The organism is Spirosoma radiotolerans (assembly GCF_000974425.1).
GTDB classification, from domain to species: Bacteria; Bacteroidota; Bacteroidia; order Cytophagales; family Spirosomataceae; genus Spirosoma; species Spirosoma radiotolerans.
Genome location: NZ_CP010429.1, coordinates 5799683 through 5815691 on the forward strand (window position 1 = coordinate 5799683; position 16009 = coordinate 5815691).

General features: G+C 47.9%; 16 protein-coding genes. 10 read left to right on the forward strand and 6 right to left on the reverse strand.

Features of this window, described 5'->3' with window-relative positions:
• Positions 1–757 precede the first annotated feature (757 nt).
• Entirely contained in the window at positions 758–967 is a 210-nt protein-coding gene (locus SD10_RS23505; protein WP_046577237.1) for a hypothetical protein, read from the reverse strand.
• Between the two features lie 153 nt (positions 968–1120).
• On the opposite strand from SD10_RS23505, the gene SD10_RS29525 reads away from it, so the two are divergent.
• Positions 1121–1441, forward strand: a complete 321-nt coding sequence (locus SD10_RS29525; protein ID WP_148562497.1) for a hypothetical protein — start codon at positions 1121–1123, stop codon at positions 1439–1441.
• Here the strand turns inward: SD10_RS29525 and SD10_RS23510 are convergent.
• Positions 1425–1949: a DinB family protein gene (locus SD10_RS23510; protein ID WP_046577239.1), complete on the reverse strand. Its 525-nt coding sequence runs from the start codon at positions 1947–1949 to the stop codon at positions 1425–1427. The two genes, SD10_RS29525 and SD10_RS23510, sit on opposite strands and share 17 nt — an antisense overlap.
• Positions 1950–2198: 249 nt before the next feature.
• Here SD10_RS23510 and SD10_RS23515 point away from each other — a divergent pair, with 249 nt between their 5' ends.
• Positions 2199–2516 (forward strand): hypothetical protein, encoded by a 318-nt coding sequence (locus SD10_RS23515; RefSeq protein ID WP_046577241.1) that lies wholly within the window; start codon positions 2199–2201, stop codon positions 2514–2516.
• Positions 2517–2888: 372 nt separating this feature from the next.
• On the opposite strand, the gene SD10_RS23520 is transcribed toward SD10_RS23515, so the two are convergent.
• A complete protein-coding gene (locus tag SD10_RS23520) occupies positions 2889–3290 on the reverse strand; it encodes a peptidylprolyl isomerase (protein WP_046577243.1) in 402 nt (133 codons plus the stop codon).
• 419 nt (positions 3291–3709) lie between these two features.
• Here SD10_RS23520 and SD10_RS23530 point away from each other — a divergent pair, with 419 nt between their 5' ends.
• From SD10_RS23530 to SD10_RS23540, 3 genes are all read left to right on the forward strand, one after another.
• Complete coding sequence (locus tag SD10_RS23530) at positions 3710–4282, forward strand: chloramphenicol phosphotransferase CPT family protein (protein WP_046577246.1); 573 nt, start codon at positions 3710–3712, stop codon at positions 4280–4282.
• Between the two features lie 300 nt (positions 4283–4582).
• A complete protein-coding gene (locus tag SD10_RS23535; protein ID WP_046577248.1) occupies positions 4583–4894 on the forward strand; it encodes an ArsR/SmtB family transcription factor in 312 nt (103 codons plus the stop codon).
• Positions 4895–4899: 5 nt separating this feature from the next.
• The gene (locus SD10_RS23540) at positions 4900–5388 is read left to right on the forward strand and encodes an SRPBCC family protein (protein ID WP_046577251.1); all 489 of its coding nucleotides are present in this window, start codon (positions 4900–4902) and stop codon (positions 5386–5388) included.
• A gap of 481 nt (positions 5389–5869) precedes the next feature.
• Here SD10_RS23540 and SD10_RS23545 read toward each other — a convergent pair whose 3' ends face one another.
• The 3 genes from SD10_RS23545 to SD10_RS23555 form a co-directional block, all read right to left on the reverse strand.
• Positions 5870–6451 (reverse strand): TetR/AcrR family transcriptional regulator, encoded by a 582-nt coding sequence (locus tag SD10_RS23545; RefSeq protein ID WP_046577253.1) that lies wholly within the window; start codon positions 6449–6451, stop codon positions 5870–5872.
• A 50-nt stretch (positions 6452–6501) separates the two neighbouring features.
• Positions 6502–7251 (reverse strand): SDR family NAD(P)-dependent oxidoreductase, encoded by a 750-nt coding sequence (locus SD10_RS23550; protein WP_046577254.1) that lies wholly within the window; start codon positions 7249–7251, stop codon positions 6502–6504.
• A 357-nt stretch (positions 7252–7608) separates the two neighbouring features.
• Entirely contained in the window at positions 7609–7896 is a 288-nt protein-coding gene (locus tag SD10_RS23555) for a MarR family transcriptional regulator (RefSeq protein ID WP_046577256.1), read from the reverse strand.
• A 251-nt stretch (positions 7897–8147) separates the two neighbouring features.
• Here SD10_RS23555 and SD10_RS23560 point away from each other — a divergent pair, with 251 nt between their 5' ends.
• The 5 genes from SD10_RS23560 (at position 8148) to SD10_RS23580 (ending at position 15751) form a co-directional block, all read left to right on the forward strand.
• The gene (locus tag SD10_RS23560; protein WP_148562499.1) at positions 8148–8819 is read left to right on the forward strand and encodes a hypothetical protein; all 672 of its coding nucleotides are present in this window, start codon (positions 8148–8150) and stop codon (positions 8817–8819) included.
• A gap of 511 nt (positions 8820–9330) precedes the next feature.
• Positions 9331–11763 (forward strand): TonB-dependent receptor, encoded by a 2433-nt coding sequence (locus SD10_RS23565; protein ID WP_046577258.1) that lies wholly within the window; start codon positions 9331–9333, stop codon positions 11761–11763.
• An 84-nt stretch (positions 11764–11847) separates the two neighbouring features.
• A complete protein-coding gene (locus tag SD10_RS23570) occupies positions 11848–13002 on the forward strand; it encodes a PepSY-associated TM helix domain-containing protein (protein ID WP_046577259.1) in 1155 nt (384 codons plus the stop codon).
• Positions 13003–13008: 6 nt separating this feature from the next.
• Positions 13009–13236 carry a hypothetical protein gene (locus SD10_RS23575; protein ID WP_227699054.1) on the forward strand — a complete coding sequence of 76 codons (228 nt, stop codon included), beginning with the start codon at positions 13009–13011 and terminating at the stop codon, positions 13234–13236.
• Positions 13237–13465: 229 nt separating this feature from the next.
• On the forward strand, positions 13466–15751 hold the full coding sequence (locus SD10_RS23580; RefSeq protein ID WP_046577264.1) for a TonB-dependent receptor: 2286 nt from the start codon (positions 13466–13468) through the stop codon (positions 15749–15751).
• Positions 15752–16009 lie beyond the last annotated feature (258 nt).

Below are 16009 nucleotides of genomic sequence, written 5' to 3' on the forward strand. Positions count from 1 at the left end.
CTATCTGAAGGAACGAGTGAGATCTGGTATCGACTTGATGCCCTAGGCATTACTAGTGAATGCTCAAAAGCAGGGAAGGCAATAAACTAAAGAACTTAAGCCATGAACTCGCGAGCGGTAGTTCCAAGCATTGCCCATCAATACTTACAAATAGTGAATGATTTACTTCTACATCAACAGATGAGTGAGTAGTTACACGTAAAGGGATATGGTTCGTCCGCTATCGTAAACTCAGGTGCACGGCTAACACATAGATGTTAATTAGTAAGCTAATAATTTTAGATTGAGAGTAGCTAGAATTGATGTGTAGTTAGACGTTTTTCTAGACAATCCAGATAAGCAGTGTTTCAAAAAATGCTCCTATTATGGTTCAGGTGCATGAATGATTATGCGTCTTATAAAGGAGCATTTTTGTGAGACATTAAAGGAATAAAGTGAAGTGAGAAGGCGGACCGTGCCGTATGATTCTGTACAGTGATACGAAACGGATTGACGCATTGAGATGAGCTGAGCGGAAACGGTTACATTGGTTTATGACGCCCCTTAGATGAATATTGAAGCCATCCATAATCTTTGAGCACATCTTGATTTTTAGCTTTAATCTTTTCTTTTATTTCTTTTCTAGAGAGGTTATCACGCATTAATATTTTGGGCCCTGAATACAGCTTTAAAATTATTGATAATTGTCACATTGATATTTTATCAAATGTCCTCCCCGCCCCTAAACGGTCAGCTTACCTTTGATATCATTAAAAAATCATACTATGAAAAAAATAATGCTGATCTCAGGGATAGCCATTATAGCCGCTTTAACGACAAACCCGACAAAATTACTTACCTCCCCTTCTTCTAGCAGGTATTGATTTTTCCGAACCCTTTTCTGTACCGCGGCATTTGCAATCAATTCCAGTTCTTCCGGCGTCAGCTTCCCTTTTTGATGAAGATAGTCTATAAATGTTGGCAACATTGTAACGGCTTTTTAACAAAGCTATTTAAAAGCTGCCATATTAGTAGATCAGGTTTTTTGAACATGATGCTTACATTGATTCTACCGCTTTATGTCCATTCGTCCCTCTAAACATCCTGCTTTTATTTTCTGCCTGAAGGCTGCACTACTGAGATGAACCATCGTACCTGTTCAACGCATGGTGAAGCTTGCTTAGGAATTGCCAACTTAGCCTGTGGTAAATTCTTAGAGCGCAGATCAACTGATTTATTTGGTTTCCTGTGCGCCTTGGACCCAGTCTCTGGCGAAAGCAATGAGTTCAGACTTAGGCTTTTCATCGATGTCCGCCTGGTCGTATCCTGCCTTTTTCAACGTTTCGGCCAAGTGACGCTCAAATTCATTGAAGCTGGTCTGTATGACCTTAGCGCCATTAAGTTCCTGAAAGAGACTAAAAGTAAGAATACAAGGCCACAGCAGGTCATTTCGCTACTCTAAGGCCGAAATCATGGCGCTTATCTACTACGCGCTTGATGAGTCCAATTTGTCCGCAGTGGTACATGGTGTGCTTAATATTCCAGTCAATAGCCTCCCGTTTTGTAGTGGCGATTGGATGAGCAGTAGGAGTAGGTTCTAGCCTATGATCCAGCTCCCAAACTTGCAGCGTCGTCAGAACAGCCAACGACTTTTGCTGCATGACCCGTAAATCCGCCAATAACTTAGCTGAAGCTACTTTACCTACTGACTGGGAAGGCTCGGATTGGGTAAACAAGTCACTGTACTCGCGGATGGGAAGCTGCTGAAGTATATCCATTTGGTGGCCCCGAATGACCAGAATAGAATGAAAATACTGACTGATAATCAAATGCCCAAGTTGCCAGTCAATACTGGACTCGACTGTTGGAGGAATAATTTTCCACTTCTCAAAGGGCACGGTCTCAACCAGCTTATTAATCCATTGGTAGGCATCAGCGGTTTGGTTAATCAACATCTGTGTTTCCGTCATGAGTAGTCAACAAGTTGGCTTAGTAGAAAAGCGGATCGTATTCTTATCGGCTAAGTTATTGGAACTCCCCCTAAAAACTAGCGTGTACCCATGTAGAAATAAGTTTTATGGGTTCTTAAGGTAACCAGGTTTTCATAAGGAGCCATCCACCAGGCTCTCATTTGACTTCGTTATAAACCCACTAGGTTTTAGATTCAGATCCTTTGTTTGCTAGCCACCCAAGACTTTACTGTGTATATTGGTCCCACCATGGAAAATCAAAGCCCAATCCTTCGCTACCTGTCAACGGCTTATCGAGAGCAGACGCCTGTCATGTCTAACACCGATGCGTACGTGAGCCGCTTGACCATTATCGCGGAAGATCCCCTGTTGTTCGAGGTTGATTTAACCATCGGCCCTGACCGGGTGCGGACGTACGCCATCCAGAAGCAGCCGACCGTGTCGACCGAAAATCCCTTCTATCAGGTCGCACCGGTGCATCAGGGCACAACAGGATCTTTCTCTAAACTATCCGAGTCGGACTTGTACTACATGATTACTGGTAAATCGTTGACCGACGAAGAGTAACAGGCTACGTTCGACAAGCCGCGCCTTAGCCTGTTGGCTCTCAGCCCGCAATAGATAGACGCTTTATATAACTGCTTATTAATAAGGGCTTTTTCTAAAACATGACTTATCTGGATTGCCTATAATAACGTCCATTTATTGACCCCGCCTTCTGTCTTACCGCTGTAAGACAGCGCTTGTTTTTGTCTTACATATTGTAGTACTTAACATATAGTAGGTAGCTGTTGTAGAAGTCGGTCAGTCGCTTAATTGAACCGTCCTGGCTGCTATTCTATGGCCAAAAATTACTCGTATTTTGGCCCAGTAGTTGCCGGAGCAGGCAGTACTGAGACTTTTGCAACAGCCACCTAGCTTATACTGACCTGAACATGATTAGCTCTTTATTTTTAATAGAATGTGTCTGGTCAAGACCTCTCCGTCTTTCTGATCTAATAGTTGGACAATGTGATAGCCAAACTCCGTTTTGAAGGGCTTTGACAATTCCGACTTATGCAATCGATTAATCATCAGGCCAAAATTAGCCACAAACTGATTGGGCTTTTGCCAGCCTAAGTTTCCCCCAACTGTATAGGAACCGTAATCTTGAGAGTAGGCTTGAGCGAGTTTATCAAAGGCGTAGCCAGCTTTTAGTTTTCGGTATAAGCGCGTGATCTCCTTCTTAGCGCTTAAATCATCGTAGTGATTTTTATTGTTGGTTTCAAGAAGTACTTGCCCGTATGAAGTAGGTAATTTTTTACCTATGAAAAGGATCAAAAAGATGACAAAGTACTTCATTGGTATATATGTTTAATAAGAAGACCTCTAAACAAATGATTCAGTTGTAAAGGCCGAATCCCAATGTATAACCAAACGGTATGCTAACCTTAAAACTGCTTGACAGTCCTTTACTCGTTCTTGGAGATTCAATGTATGGATATTCCATTAATATGATATTGTTCTTTTTTCTCCCCCTTCCAAAAGACAATCCGGCCCGTTTTCATTGCTTGTATATAGTGGCTGAGCTTGGAATAATCGCTTACCATAAGAGTACTAATGCGACTACATTAAGAAAAGTAAAATTTGACTCTTTTAATCTATTTTCAAAATACGCTTGCCAAAACCAGATGACAGGAATTTTATAGATTTATTCCTTATTTAGAGCATTTTGGGGCATAAACACTACCTGGACGTTTGACATTAACTACCGCCTGTATATGATAAAGCAACCCCACTATGGAAAGATTATATTGCTTAATGGTGCCTCCAGCGCCGGAAAATCTACCCTCGCCAAAGCCCTACAGCAACAGCTCGATGAACCTTTTCTGCGCTTCTCTTTCGACTTGTTTTTGTTTGAATCTGATATTCTACCTAAACACTTTATCCGGAGACAATCACATACCTGGGCTCCATTACGGGTTCAATGGCTGGAAGGATACTTCAACTGTTTACCTGCTCTGGCTTTCGCCGGCAATAATCTAGTAATTGATTATATCCTTGAAACCCAGCAGGAGCTCGACCAACTCACGGCGTTGCTTGCGCCTTTTGAGGTTTTCTTTGTGGGCGTTCATTGTCCTTTACCCGAATTGGAGCGACGCGAGCAAGCACGAGGTGACCGGCGGGTTGGGGATGCCCAACGCGATTGGGCGAGGGTTCACTCCTTTAGCCGGTACGACTTTGAAATTGATTCGAGCCAACCGGTTGAGCAAAACACGGTGGCGCTCATCAATGCGTGGCGAACCAGATCAGGCCCGAACGTATTTCAAAGCAGGCGGCTTAATTCGCTCTAAAAAGATGCTAAGGCAGGCATTACCTGCAAACTAAGCTGGTTAATCCACGAAACCAGCGCAACTAAAGCGTAAGCTACTGATCAGATTGGACAGCGATTAAAAAAGCGGTCGCTTAAAACGCTCCTTCTTAGACGCCAAGGCTTTCAGGCTATAGGGGAGGTACTCAGCGAGTCAGTCTCATACTTAAGGTACCTCCAAACCGACAAGCCAGCTAATTTTCTTTTCGAAAAAACTTGCGAAACCGAATGGTTGCAGATATATTTGCAACCATTCGGTTTCGCAAGTTAACCCAAAAACAAGATGAGACGAGATATCTTTCAGGCTATAGCAGACCCCTCCAGGCGGGCCATCATCACCCTGATTGCCTTGCAGGCCATGACACCCAACGCCATTGCTGACAACTTCAACACAACCCGACAGGCGGTTTCCAAACACCTTCGCATACTCACCGAATGCGAACTGGTTAGAGCTCAACAGCAAGGACGGGAAATCTACTACTCTCTGGAAGTTGAAAAACTAAAAGAGATTGATCTGTGGGTAAACCAATTCAGGAAAATTTGGGAAACCCGTTTTAGTCAACTCGACGATGTATTATCAACTCTCAAAAAATAATAAAAATGAACGATTTCCTCGTTGACAAAACAACCAAAACGGTAAGCTTCTCCAGAGAATTTGATGCCGAGCTTTCGTTGGTATGGGATGCTTATACGAAGCAGGAACTTCTGGACCAATGGTGGGCACCCAAACCGTGGACTTCAAAAACGAAATTTATGGATTTTACAGTTGGCGGTCGACGGTTTTATGCGATGGTAAGCCCTGAAGGCGATGAGCATTGGTCCCTTCAAACATACACCTCCATCAGTCCCAAAACCAATTTCAAATTGTTGAATGCTTTTGCCGACAAAGATGAAAACCCAGAGTTGCCCGGTTCTGAGTGGGATTTAACTTTCAGTGAGCGTAACGGGAAGACAACTGTACGGATTAGTATTTATAATGAATCGCTTGCCCGCTTAGAGAAGATGCTTGATATGGGCTTCAAGGAAGGAACGGCTATGAACCTGAAAAACTTGGAAGAGTTATTGGCCACTTTATCAAAACAACAGTAAAGGAATGTAGTGCCGTTATCATCGGCTTGGCGCGTAGGAAAGATATGAAACCTGAATTAGTAGTTAAATCGGTAGTAGTACATTCGTTAGCAGACAGTTTCAAATACCCTAGCATCGCCAATCCATAAATCGTTGACAGCGAATATAAATAGCCGGTAAGTTCCGCATCGTTTAGCGGCTAGCGTCACTTACTGGCTGCTATATGCTCCGTTTGGATCGTTTAACGAGAATTTATAGCAACCACCCGTTGCCTAATCTCGTTAAACGCTCCCGAATGAGAGATGGCGGGCCGTTGTTTGTGTGGATACCGGTCCCGACAATTGATGGCGTACTGTTCGAAAGGATGCTGCAACTGGACTTGGCCAATAATGCATCGTGCAAGATAGACGAAAAACAAAGAATGAGCCTGATGGAATAGTGATGAACGCTGTTTCTATAGATGGCGCCCCATCGCTTTGCACCGGAGAATAGACTGAAGGGCTCAGACAATGACCAGGAGCGTAGTCGTAATGATGTCATCAAAAAAACGACGATCACTGGTCGACTTGACAGAGACCTGTATGCCTTTGATAGTGTTGTTAAGGAAACGGGCAAGCGCCTGGGCATCTTTCTCTTTGCCGATTTCCCCATTTTCCTGACCCTGCCGAATGATCCCGATGAAGGCCTGTTCTAATTGCTGTTCGGTCTCACGGACCAACTGACTAACCTGAGAATCCTGATTAGCGAGTTCGATGCCGGCATTGACCGTAAAACATCCTTTGCGTTGCTGGTCAGTGAGCAGTTCGTCCACGACCATTTCCAGTAACTTTTGAATGGCCGCTTTGGCTGAAGTAGCCTGTCCGGTGAGCTTATTTACCTGACTTTCGTACTGCTGTTTGTACAGATTAAGCGCTTTTAGATAAAGCTGATACTTGTCTCCAAAAGTATCGTACAGGCTGGACCGACTGATGCCAAGGCCGTCCACCAGATCTTGCATAGACGTGCCGTTATAGCCCTTTTCCCAGAAAAGGCATACCGCTTTCTGTAGCACGTCTTGTTGATCAAAATCTTTTGTCCTGGCCATAAACGATAAAAGCCCGCTGAGAGCGGGCAATTTAAGGATTTCTAGACCGATTAACGCATACCCCCGCTGGCGATTAGGGTTTCGCCAGTCAGCCAACCCGATTCGTCGGAGGCTAAGAATACAGCAATAGGAGCAATATCGGTCGGCTGCCCGATACGACCGAGCGGAGCGGTTTTTTCGGCATTCGCTTGGAAATCACTACCGATGAGACCAGCAGCATGAGCACCTTCAGTTTCAACCATGCCGGGATTAATCGAGTTGACCCGGATTTTTTTTGCGCCCAGTTCTTTGGATAATACCTTCGTAATGGAATCGACCGAGGCTTTCGTTGCCGTATATATGGCGCTACCAGGCGGGGTGATTGCCGTTACAGCAGAGCCGATATTAATGATGCTGCCGCCTTTTTGGCCAAAATGATGAACCGCCCCCTGAGTCGCTAAAAGCAGCCCAAGAACATTGATGTTAAATTGCCGATGGAAATCCGCTTCGGTAATATCTTCGATGCTGCCGAATTGGTAAACGCCAGCATTGTTGACCAGGATGTCGGCTTTCCCAAAGGCTTGTTCCGTTTCCCTGAAGAGCCGGTCAACATCGGCCGCGTTAGCCACATCACCCTGTATAGCGATGGCCTGGCCGCCATTACGGACGATTTCGGCGACTGTTTGTTCCGCTCCCGCCCTGGCGGACGCATAATTGATGACGACGGCGGCCCCTTCGGCGGCCAGACTTTTAGCAATACCGGCACCAATCCCCTTGGAGGCTCCAGTAACGACGGCTACTTTACGTTCTAATTTTTTCATGATTTCATACGCTCACTCTTCTATCTGGAATGATTGTTCCGTATTTACATACATTCTGGAATGATAGTTCCACTATTATACTAAAATTTAAAAGGAGAAAGATGGACCATCAAATCTGAGAGACTGAGGTCGGGATTTGGCAAAGAAGCCACCCGTTTGTTTTTAGAAGAAGACTGAAACGTAGTGGCCGCCATGCACTCACCGGAAAACCAGGCAGAACTTACGGCTTCCGAAAACCTGTTGCTGCTGATAGCTACACAGCCTACAATTACATCCCCTATTCTGGCAAAAAATACCTGTCCGCTGTTCGGTAGAATATGCGATTCGGGCTGACCCAGTTGTTCCAGATCGTGCGGTTCAACTACGAAAAAATGGGAGATTCAGGCAATGTTCAGCCGTTTGAAACCTGGCTGATAGGCCTCGTTGTATGGGATGATGCCCGGTTTCACTCAGCGTCAGCAGACGCTTGCGACCGTCCCGCTCAGACTTGGCAGACACAATGAGCCCCTGTTTCTCAAGCTCATTGATCACCTGAACCACGGCCGGGTGCGTGATGCCCAGCCATTCGTCAATCTCCATTACAGCAACCGGCCCCTGTCGGGCAATGAGCACAAAAATGGTTGCCCAGCGCCCGTCGAAATCCACCCCGACTGCCGGTAGGTTGCCGTTACGGCCTGCCAGTAGACATCACTTTATCGCCTAAGTCGGCTGGCAAGCGCCAACTCAGCCATTTCGACCATAAAATCCATAGTATGTAAGTACTTAAGTAAGTAGGCATGGTAACTCACAAAGTCAAGTAAATTCTTACTCAAGACGCAACCGGATGGGGCGCATGACCGTACGGGCCCATATAATCAGTCCCGAAAATTCATCACTGACCATTAACTCCTTCTGGTATGTCAGGCTATTGTACCCTTCTGCGAACAACCTTATTTATTTTCCTGCTGTGTTCAGCCTCACTAAGTCAAGCCCAGGATTCGTCCTATGTGGCTCAACCATCCACCTCTCAGGTAGCTATTACGGGTAATACGCTGTCTGAACAGCCGCTTTTGCCCGAAAAGATGCTCTTTACACAACGGGTATTCTGGGGTCCAAATGGACTCCTTCGGGTCATTCATGCCGCTCCCCTTACGTCCGAAGGGCGACAGAAAGAACAAAAAGTACGTGGCTTCATGCTGGTCGCTCACCAGGTTACCGGCTATGCCACCCTAGCGGGATTTGTTATGCAGGGTATTCTGGGTGCTAAATTATCCCATGCGACAGGTGTAGAATACAATCGCCTGCTCAGTTTACAGCAAACAACGCTGACAATGACCAACATTGCTTACGGCACTACGGCCCTACTTTCGCTAACGGCTCCCCCGAAAATACGAACCGACCGCAAAGCAACCTCAGGTGGTCTTAAGTTGCATGGCTATTTGTCCCTCATTCACCTGACTGGGTTCGTAGCCACCAATATTCTCGCCCAAAAAGCAACCCACGACTCTGCCTTCAGACCTTACCAGCCGGTAGCAGCCTTCACTACTCTGGCCGCCTTTGCCCCTGCCCTCATTGCCCTTAAGTTTTGAGGAGTTTTCTTATTCAATTCTCAATACGACAAGCCTGAACGTATTTACGAAATTAATCACCTTCATCGGACGATTACCCAGGAGCGTATAGGTTTAAAAAAAGCTACTTCTTTAAAAAAGGGCTACTTCTTACGTAAAGGCAATCGGAGGTTTTGACGGTTTTGGCTAAACCATTCCTCCTTTATATTGACTTGAGGTAATTAGCGCTGAATTGATTCTTTATCAGCCCACCACTTTAGCGGTGGGTTTGGTAAAATGGTATCATCTCGTTAACCGTTTCAACGGTTCAGTGCGTGCAGAAACGGTTGATGAATTGGCGTTTTGTCGGTTGGAAACCCGCAGCTTCAGCTGCGGGCTGCTAAGGTTTGATTCGGCCGTTAAAATCCAATAGTATCCTCTATCAATCCCATACTAAACTCTTTTATTTAGAATTAGTAAAAATAAATTTTATCTCATTGAAATCTGTCGTTCATTTGCAACTCTTTAGAATGAATCTACATAACACGTGCAAATGAATGCTATTAAATTACTCTTTTCTCTCGTATTCTCGGTAATTGCTCTTACGACTCAGGCCCAGCCTACAGCAGTTATCCGAGGCCATATACAAACCGCTGACGGGAATCCAGTCGAAGCCGTAACCGTCAGTTTGAAAGGCAAAGGACAAGGCGCCTTGACAAACGCCAAAGGCGACTTTTCGATCAATCACGTAAAAGCAGGCACCTACCTGCTTCAGGTATCGGCCATTGGCCTGAAAACCGTAGAGCAAACAGTTACTACCACGGGTACTGAATCGGTTACGGTCGATTTCACCTTATCCGAAAGTGCATCTCAGTTAACAGAAGTGACTGTAAATGGCAGTCGTATGAACCGGTTTTCCCGCTCGTCCAGCGAATACGTGTCGAAGATGCCCCTGAAAAATCTGGAAAATCCGCAGGTGTACAACACCATCGGGAAAGAATTATTGACCGAGCAGCTTGTTTTTTCGGTCGATGATGCCATGCGTAACGCGCCGGGTGTTCAGAAAATGTGGGAAGCGACCGGCCGGGCTGGCGATGGGGGAAGCTATTATAACACCCGTGGTTTCATTGTACAGAGCCAGCTACGGAATGGCCTGGCGGGCAACGTGACCAGCGATATCGACGCGGTAAATCTGGAAAAGCTGGAAACGATAAAAGGGCCGTCGGCAACCCTGTTTGGCAGTGCCTTGACTTCCTATGGTGGGTTGGTGAACCGGGTTACCAAGAAACCGTATGAAACGTTTGGCGGAGAAGTTACCCTGTCGGGAGGTAGTTATGACTTTCAGCGGGCCAGCCTTGATGTAAATACGCCCCTCAACAAAAGCCGGAATCTGATGCTGCGCGTCAATACAGCGTTCAACCACGAAGGCACGTTTCAGACCCAGGGCTTTAGCCGCCGATTTGCGCTGGCTCCCAGCCTCTTGTTCAAACCTACCGATCGTCTGTCGATTCAACTCGACGCTGAAATTTACCGGAATGAGAACGTTGGCAAACAAATTCTCTTTTTCTACGTGCCGGGCTACACACTCGGTGCCACCCGCGCCGATCAGTTGAATGTCGATTACCGAAACTCGTATATGGGCTCCGGCCTGACGCAGCAGTCGCGCAGTACGAACCTGTTCGGCCAGGTAAATTACCGGATTTCGCCCTCGTTTACATCCTCGACCAACATCAGCACCAGCCATAGCTTCTCGGATGGGTTCGGGCCGTACTTCTACCTCGTTCCATCAGTTGGTGGGACACTGGGCACGAATAGCCTGGTTCGGGCCGATCAGTCGACGCGCAACAGCACCAATGATGTTTTTGAAGTGCAACAACTGTTCAATGGCGATTTCCGGTTAGGCAGCTTACGAAATCGGATTGTGGTGGGTTTGGATTACCTGCATGTAAACGCCAATCAGTTGTTCTTCGGCAGCACGTATGATACCGTCCCGGTGGCCAGAGACTATGATTATAGCCAATTCAATGGAGCCGCCCTGACCGCACTGTACGCCACAAAAGCGCCTGATTTCACGTATCCGCTCTCCGGTATAAAGGACACCTATAGTGCCTTTGTTTCCGATGTCTTAAACCTGACCGATCGGTTCAGCGTGCTGGCCGCTCTCCGGGTCGATGACTTCCATAACAAGGGTGGCCTTGTCGGTTCAGCCGTAGCGGGCTTTAACCAAACGGCGTTTTCGCCCAAGCTTGGGCTCGTCTACCAGCCGATCAAAGACAGAGTATCGGTGTTTGCCAACTACCAGAACAGCTTCAATAATCAGGGAATTTATAACGCTTACGATGTGACGGATTCCGATAGCCTGACACAGCGGTTTGCCAAGCTGGAACGGGCCAACCAAGTTGAAGCCGGGGTGAAACTGAACGCCTTTAGCGGGCGATTGACTACAACCATCAGCTACTACGACATTCAGGTGAAAGATCTGCTCCGCACCGATCCGAACCCGCTGGCAGCCGCCAAATTTGCCCAAACGCAGGATGGTACGCAGGTAAGCCGGGGGGTCGAAATCGACGTGATTGCGAATCCATTTACAGGTTTCAACGTAGTAGCCGGCTTCTCTTACAATGATTCCAAACTAACGAAAGCCGATGCCGATGTAAACGGTCGCCGACCCTCGACGGCTTCCTCACCTGTGCTGGCCAACCTATGGCTTAGCTACCGCTTCAACTCATACGGGCTTCGTGGACTGGGCTTTGGCTTCGGCGGTAATTATGCCAGCGATAACAAAATCCAGAACAGCGTCAGTCTGGGTGAATTCATTTTACCGGCCTATACGGTTCTCAATGCATCGGCCTTCTACGACCGTCGGAAGTTCCGGATATCGGCTAAAGTAGATAACCTGACCAACCAGCATTACTGGATTGGCTACACCACCATGAATCCACAAAAATTGAGAAGCTTCGCCGGAAGTGTTGCCTATAAGTTTTAATTTATTCTGGACGACACAGCCCCGGCTATTACCGGGGCTATGCCGTTTTATCGTATTAGTCAAGTTATCTAATCCAGTGGTCTCATGAGCACCGCCAACCAAGCTAAAACCTGGTTTCAGGTTCATAAATGGACGAGTCTGATTTGCACGGCTTTCCTGCTGATGCTCTGTCTGACGGGTTTACCGCTTATCTTTCACGAAGAGATTGAGGCTCTTGAAGGCAAGCCCCCGTTAGCGCCTTCCTTACCGGCCGGAACGCCAACGGTGCCGCTGGAACGGCTGGCTCAGACGGCTCGTCAGCAGTTTCCGACGAAAGTGATTCGCTTCGTTTATTGGGATGAACACGAACCCAACACAACGACCTTCACCCTGTCTGACTCCATGACGGCTCCGGCGGATAACTATAAGCTGGTTATTTATGACAACCGCACCGCCCATGTGCTGGAAGAGCCTAAGCTACAGGAAGGTTTCATGTATGTGATGCTGCAACTGCACATCGACATGTTTATGGGCATACGTGGCAAGTTATTTTTGGGGCTGATGGGCTTGTTGTTCATCGTGGCGATTGGCTCGGGCCTGATGCTTTACAGCCCAATTATGCGTCGGTTCAATTTTGGCATGATTCGTACCGAACGATCAACCCGACTGAAGTGGCTTGACTTACATAATCTGCTCGGCGTGGTAACGGTCGTCTGGGCGACGGTGGTCGGCTTTACAGGTGTGCTGAATACATTAGCCGAAGTCGTACAGGGACTTTGGCAACAGGGACAACTGGCCGAGATGGTGGCTCCCTACAAAGGGGCGGCTCCATTGCGGGGTACCCTTGCGCCACTCGACCAGGCCATGAAGGTAGCCCGAGAGGCTGCCCCCGGCATGGAGCCGTCGTTCGTGGCCTATCCGGGTACGTTGTACTCCAGCCAGCATCACTACGCCGTTTTCATGAAAGGCACCACGCCCTTAACGTCGCGGTTGGCAAAACCCGCTCTGATTGATGCCAAAACAGGCAAACTGACAGATATGCGAAGCATGCCCTGGTATGTGAACGCCGTTTTCATTTCGCAACCGCTGCACTTTGGGGATTATGGTGGACTCCCCCTGAAAATCATCTGGGCCCTGTTCGACCTGATTACGATCATCGTCTTAGGTAGCGGACTTTACTTATGGTTTGCCCGCAATAAAGCCACCAAGGCTCAGCTATCCCGTTTACAAGCAACTGTCCAGCCATCATTTAGCCGATAAGAGACCGTGAAACACAGACGTTTTGTTCGCAGACGAGTGCGCCCCAGAAGCTATGATTACTGGCACGTCTGGACCTTACCTATCGCAGTAGGATTTATTAGCGTCATTGGGCTGTTGGCGGCCCTGATCGGCGATGATGTCTGGGATGGTCTTTCCTGGCTTTGCCTAGCCGTCCCCCTGGTTGTGATCGGCCGGTTTGTGATTAAACCACAGGGTAAAAGCCGGGCCAGCTAAACGTGAAGTAGTGCCGGTTGATTAGCTCAAAGCCAGCACATTTACCCTAAAATTTACCTTATCGACCCCATTTATTCCTTCCTGGCCCGGCGTTACCCTACTTTTGTACCTCATTTCAGACAGGTGGCCTGGTTTATAATTCGCGGCAAACAGTTGTTGAAAAGGGCTGGCTCTACTGCTAACCTGGCGTATGAAGCGAACGGAACAACTGCCTGTACGCTAGCTTTTCATGAAACTAAGAAAACTACTTGCTACCCTGGCATTGGGACTCGTAGCGGTTCAGGTCGCGTTTGCTCACTTGGGCAATATCGCCGGAATTGTTTACGATCAATCGACTCATTTGCCGTTGCGTAACGTATCGGTTCAGTTGACAGGCGTTGGCAAACTGGCACTCACGGATGAGCGGGGGCAGTTCCGCTTTACGAACCTGGTAACGGCTCCCTATAAACTGGAGTTCTCGCACGTAGGCTTTCAAAACCAGCTAGTCACGGCAACCGTCGGGGAAGATCAGACCACGTTTGTGAAGGTCCATCTGATCAGTGCGCCGATTGAACTGAGTCAGGTACAGGTGTCGGCTACCCGCGCTCACGATCAGCAACTCATTAGCAGCCTGGACATTAAACTACGCCCCATCACCAATTCGCAGGAGATTCTCCGTTCTGTACCCGGCTTGTTCATCGGCCAGCACGCCGGAGGGGGCAAGGCTGAACAGATTTTCCTGCGTGGGTTCGACCTGGATCATGGCACTGATATTCGTCTGACAGTCGATGGTATGCCGGTCAATATGGTTTCTCATGCGCATGGACAAGGTTACGCGGATCTACACTTCGTCATTCCCGAACTGGTCGAAGGGGTGGATTTCAAAAAAGGGCCCTACACAACCGATAAAGGCAACCTGGCGACGGCGGGCTGGGTCGATTTTCGAACGCGTACGGCACTGGACAAAAGTTTTGCCAAACTGGAAGCTGGTCAATATGCTTCCTACCGAGCCGTTGCCGGGATCAATTTACTGGGACAGGCGGGAAGAACTAAAAACCAATCGGCCTATATGGCCTCGGAATATTCGGCTACCAATTCGTACTTCGACAATCCGCAGCACTTCAAGCGGCTCAACGTGCTGGGTAAATACCATGGCCACCTGGGAGCCAATACAAACCTGACGCTAACGGCGTCTACGTTCTGGAGCCAATGGAACCATTCGGGGCAGATTCCGGATCGGGCGGTTGCCTCAGGCGTAACGGACTGGTTTGGCTCCATCGACCCAACCGAAGGTGGTGAAACAAGCCGGACCAATGGTAACGCCCAACTCGTCACGGTAACGCCGAAAAACCACGTCATCAAGCATCAGTTTTTTTATAGCAACTACAATTTTGAGCTTTACTCCAACTTCACGTTCTTTCTGAAAGACACGGTAAATGGCGACCAGATTCGCCAGAAAGAACATCGAAATCTGTTTGGCTACAATGGAAGTTACTCAACCCAGACGAATATCGGTAAAACCAGTTGGACAACAACGCTGGGTGCGCAGTATCGCCAGGATATAACTCACGGAACGGAGTTATCTCACACGAAAAACCGCGTTGAAACCCTGAATCGGATTCAGCTTGGCAATGTCAATGAAATCAACGCAGCGCTCTATGCCGATGAGCTGGTTCAACTAACGAGCCGTTTCACAATGAATGCCGGGCTGCGGGTTGATTATTTTCGAAGCCAGTACGAAGATTTGCTGGCTATACCGACCTCAACCACAAAACGAGCCACGCAGGCCATCGTGTCACCTAAACTAAACCTCTATTACACGCTTAATCCGAGGGTTCAGGTTTACCTGAACACCGGCAAAGGGTTTCACTCGAATGACGCCCGTGTGGTAACGGCTCAGAATGGCACGCTCCGGCGTACCGGCGAGATTTTGCCGGGTGCTTACGGCTCCGATCTGGGCATCATATTCAAACCCTTTCCTAAACTGCTGATCAATGCCGCAGCCTGGTATTTATGGATGCAGCAGGAGTTTGTCTATGTGGGCGACGAGGGCGTGGTCGAACCCAGCGGTCGGTCACGTCGGCAGGGGCTCGACCTGTCGGTTCGGTACCAGTTGACAAAAAGCCTGTACGCCGATGTTGATCTAAACACCGCAAATCCCCGGTCGCTGGACGCTAGTGAGGGACAGAATTACCTGCCGCTGGCACCAACCTTTACGTCGACGGGCGGGCTATCGCTGCAAACGCGGTATGGCCTGAGCGGTTCACTGCGTTATCGGTATATGGCTGACCGCCCGGCAAATGAGGACAATACGATTGTAGCCAAGGGCTATTTTGTTACCGACATGCAGGTCAACTATGCCAAACGAGCCTACACGATTGGCTTATCGGTTCAGAACCTACTGAATACCCGCTGGAAAGAAACGCAGTTTGCCACCGAGAGTCGCCTGAAAGGCGAAGCGGCTCCAGTCGATGAAATTCACTTTACACCCGGCACGCCTTTCTTCGCCCGACTGAGCCTGACTTATTTCTGGTAACGGGTGTGAGGTTCGGAACGAGTGCTGGTTCGGGAAATTTGGTTTAACGTACTGACATCGTCGGGCCACGGCTGCTTGTAGATGGTCCATACTGGGTTATTTCTCGGCTGAAAGCTCATTTACTCATTAAAAACCTTACAGCAAGTGTACTCGTTGAATTCACCCAACAACCAAATACAACCTATTTTATTAAATAAGGCTGCGTGACACCAGTTAGTAACTTGATAGACCTTATCCATGTCGATTTAGTTTATTACT

Coding starts and splice junctions, on each gene's coding strand:
- SD10_RS23560 (WP_148562499.1), top strand. CDS start 8,148: ATGTCAGGCTATTGTACCCTTCTGCGAACAACCTTATTTATTTTCCTG.
- SD10_RS29525 (WP_148562497.1), top strand. CDS start 1,121: ATGAACCATCGTACCTGTTCAACGCATGGTGAAGCTTGCTTAGGAATT.
- SD10_RS23540 (WP_046577251.1), top strand. CDS start 4,900: ATGAACGATTTCCTCGTTGACAAAACAACCAAAACGGTAAGCTTCTCC.
- SD10_RS23505 (WP_046577237.1), bottom strand. CDS start 967: ATGTTGCCAACATTTATAGACTATCTTCATCAAAAAGGGAAGCTGACG.
- SD10_RS23550 (WP_046577254.1), bottom strand. CDS start 7,251: ATGAAAAAATTAGAACGTAAAGTAGCCGTCGTTACTGGAGCCTCCAAG.
- SD10_RS23515 (WP_046577241.1), top strand. CDS start 2,199: ATGGAAAATCAAAGCCCAATCCTTCGCTACCTGTCAACGGCTTATCGA.
- SD10_RS23535 (WP_046577248.1), top strand. CDS start 4,583: ATGAGACGAGATATCTTTCAGGCTATAGCAGACCCCTCCAGGCGGGCC.
- SD10_RS23520 (WP_046577243.1), bottom strand. CDS start 3,290: ATGAAGTACTTTGTCATCTTTTTGATCCTTTTCATAGGTAAAAAATTA.
- SD10_RS23565 (WP_046577258.1), top strand. CDS start 9,331: ATGAATGCTATTAAATTACTCTTTTCTCTCGTATTCTCGGTAATTGCT.
- SD10_RS23545 (WP_046577253.1), bottom strand. CDS start 6,451: ATGGCCAGGACAAAAGATTTTGATCAACAAGACGTGCTACAGAAAGCG.
- SD10_RS23510 (WP_046577239.1), bottom strand. CDS start 1,949: ATGACGGAAACACAGATGTTGATTAACCAAACCGCTGATGCCTACCAA.
- SD10_RS23530 (WP_046577246.1), top strand. CDS start 3,710: ATGATAAAGCAACCCCACTATGGAAAGATTATATTGCTTAATGGTGCC.
- SD10_RS23570 (WP_046577259.1), top strand. CDS start 11,848: ATGAGCACCGCCAACCAAGCTAAAACCTGGTTTCAGGTTCATAAATGG.
- SD10_RS23580 (WP_046577264.1), top strand. CDS start 13,466: ATGAAACTAAGAAAACTACTTGCTACCCTGGCATTGGGACTCGTAGCG.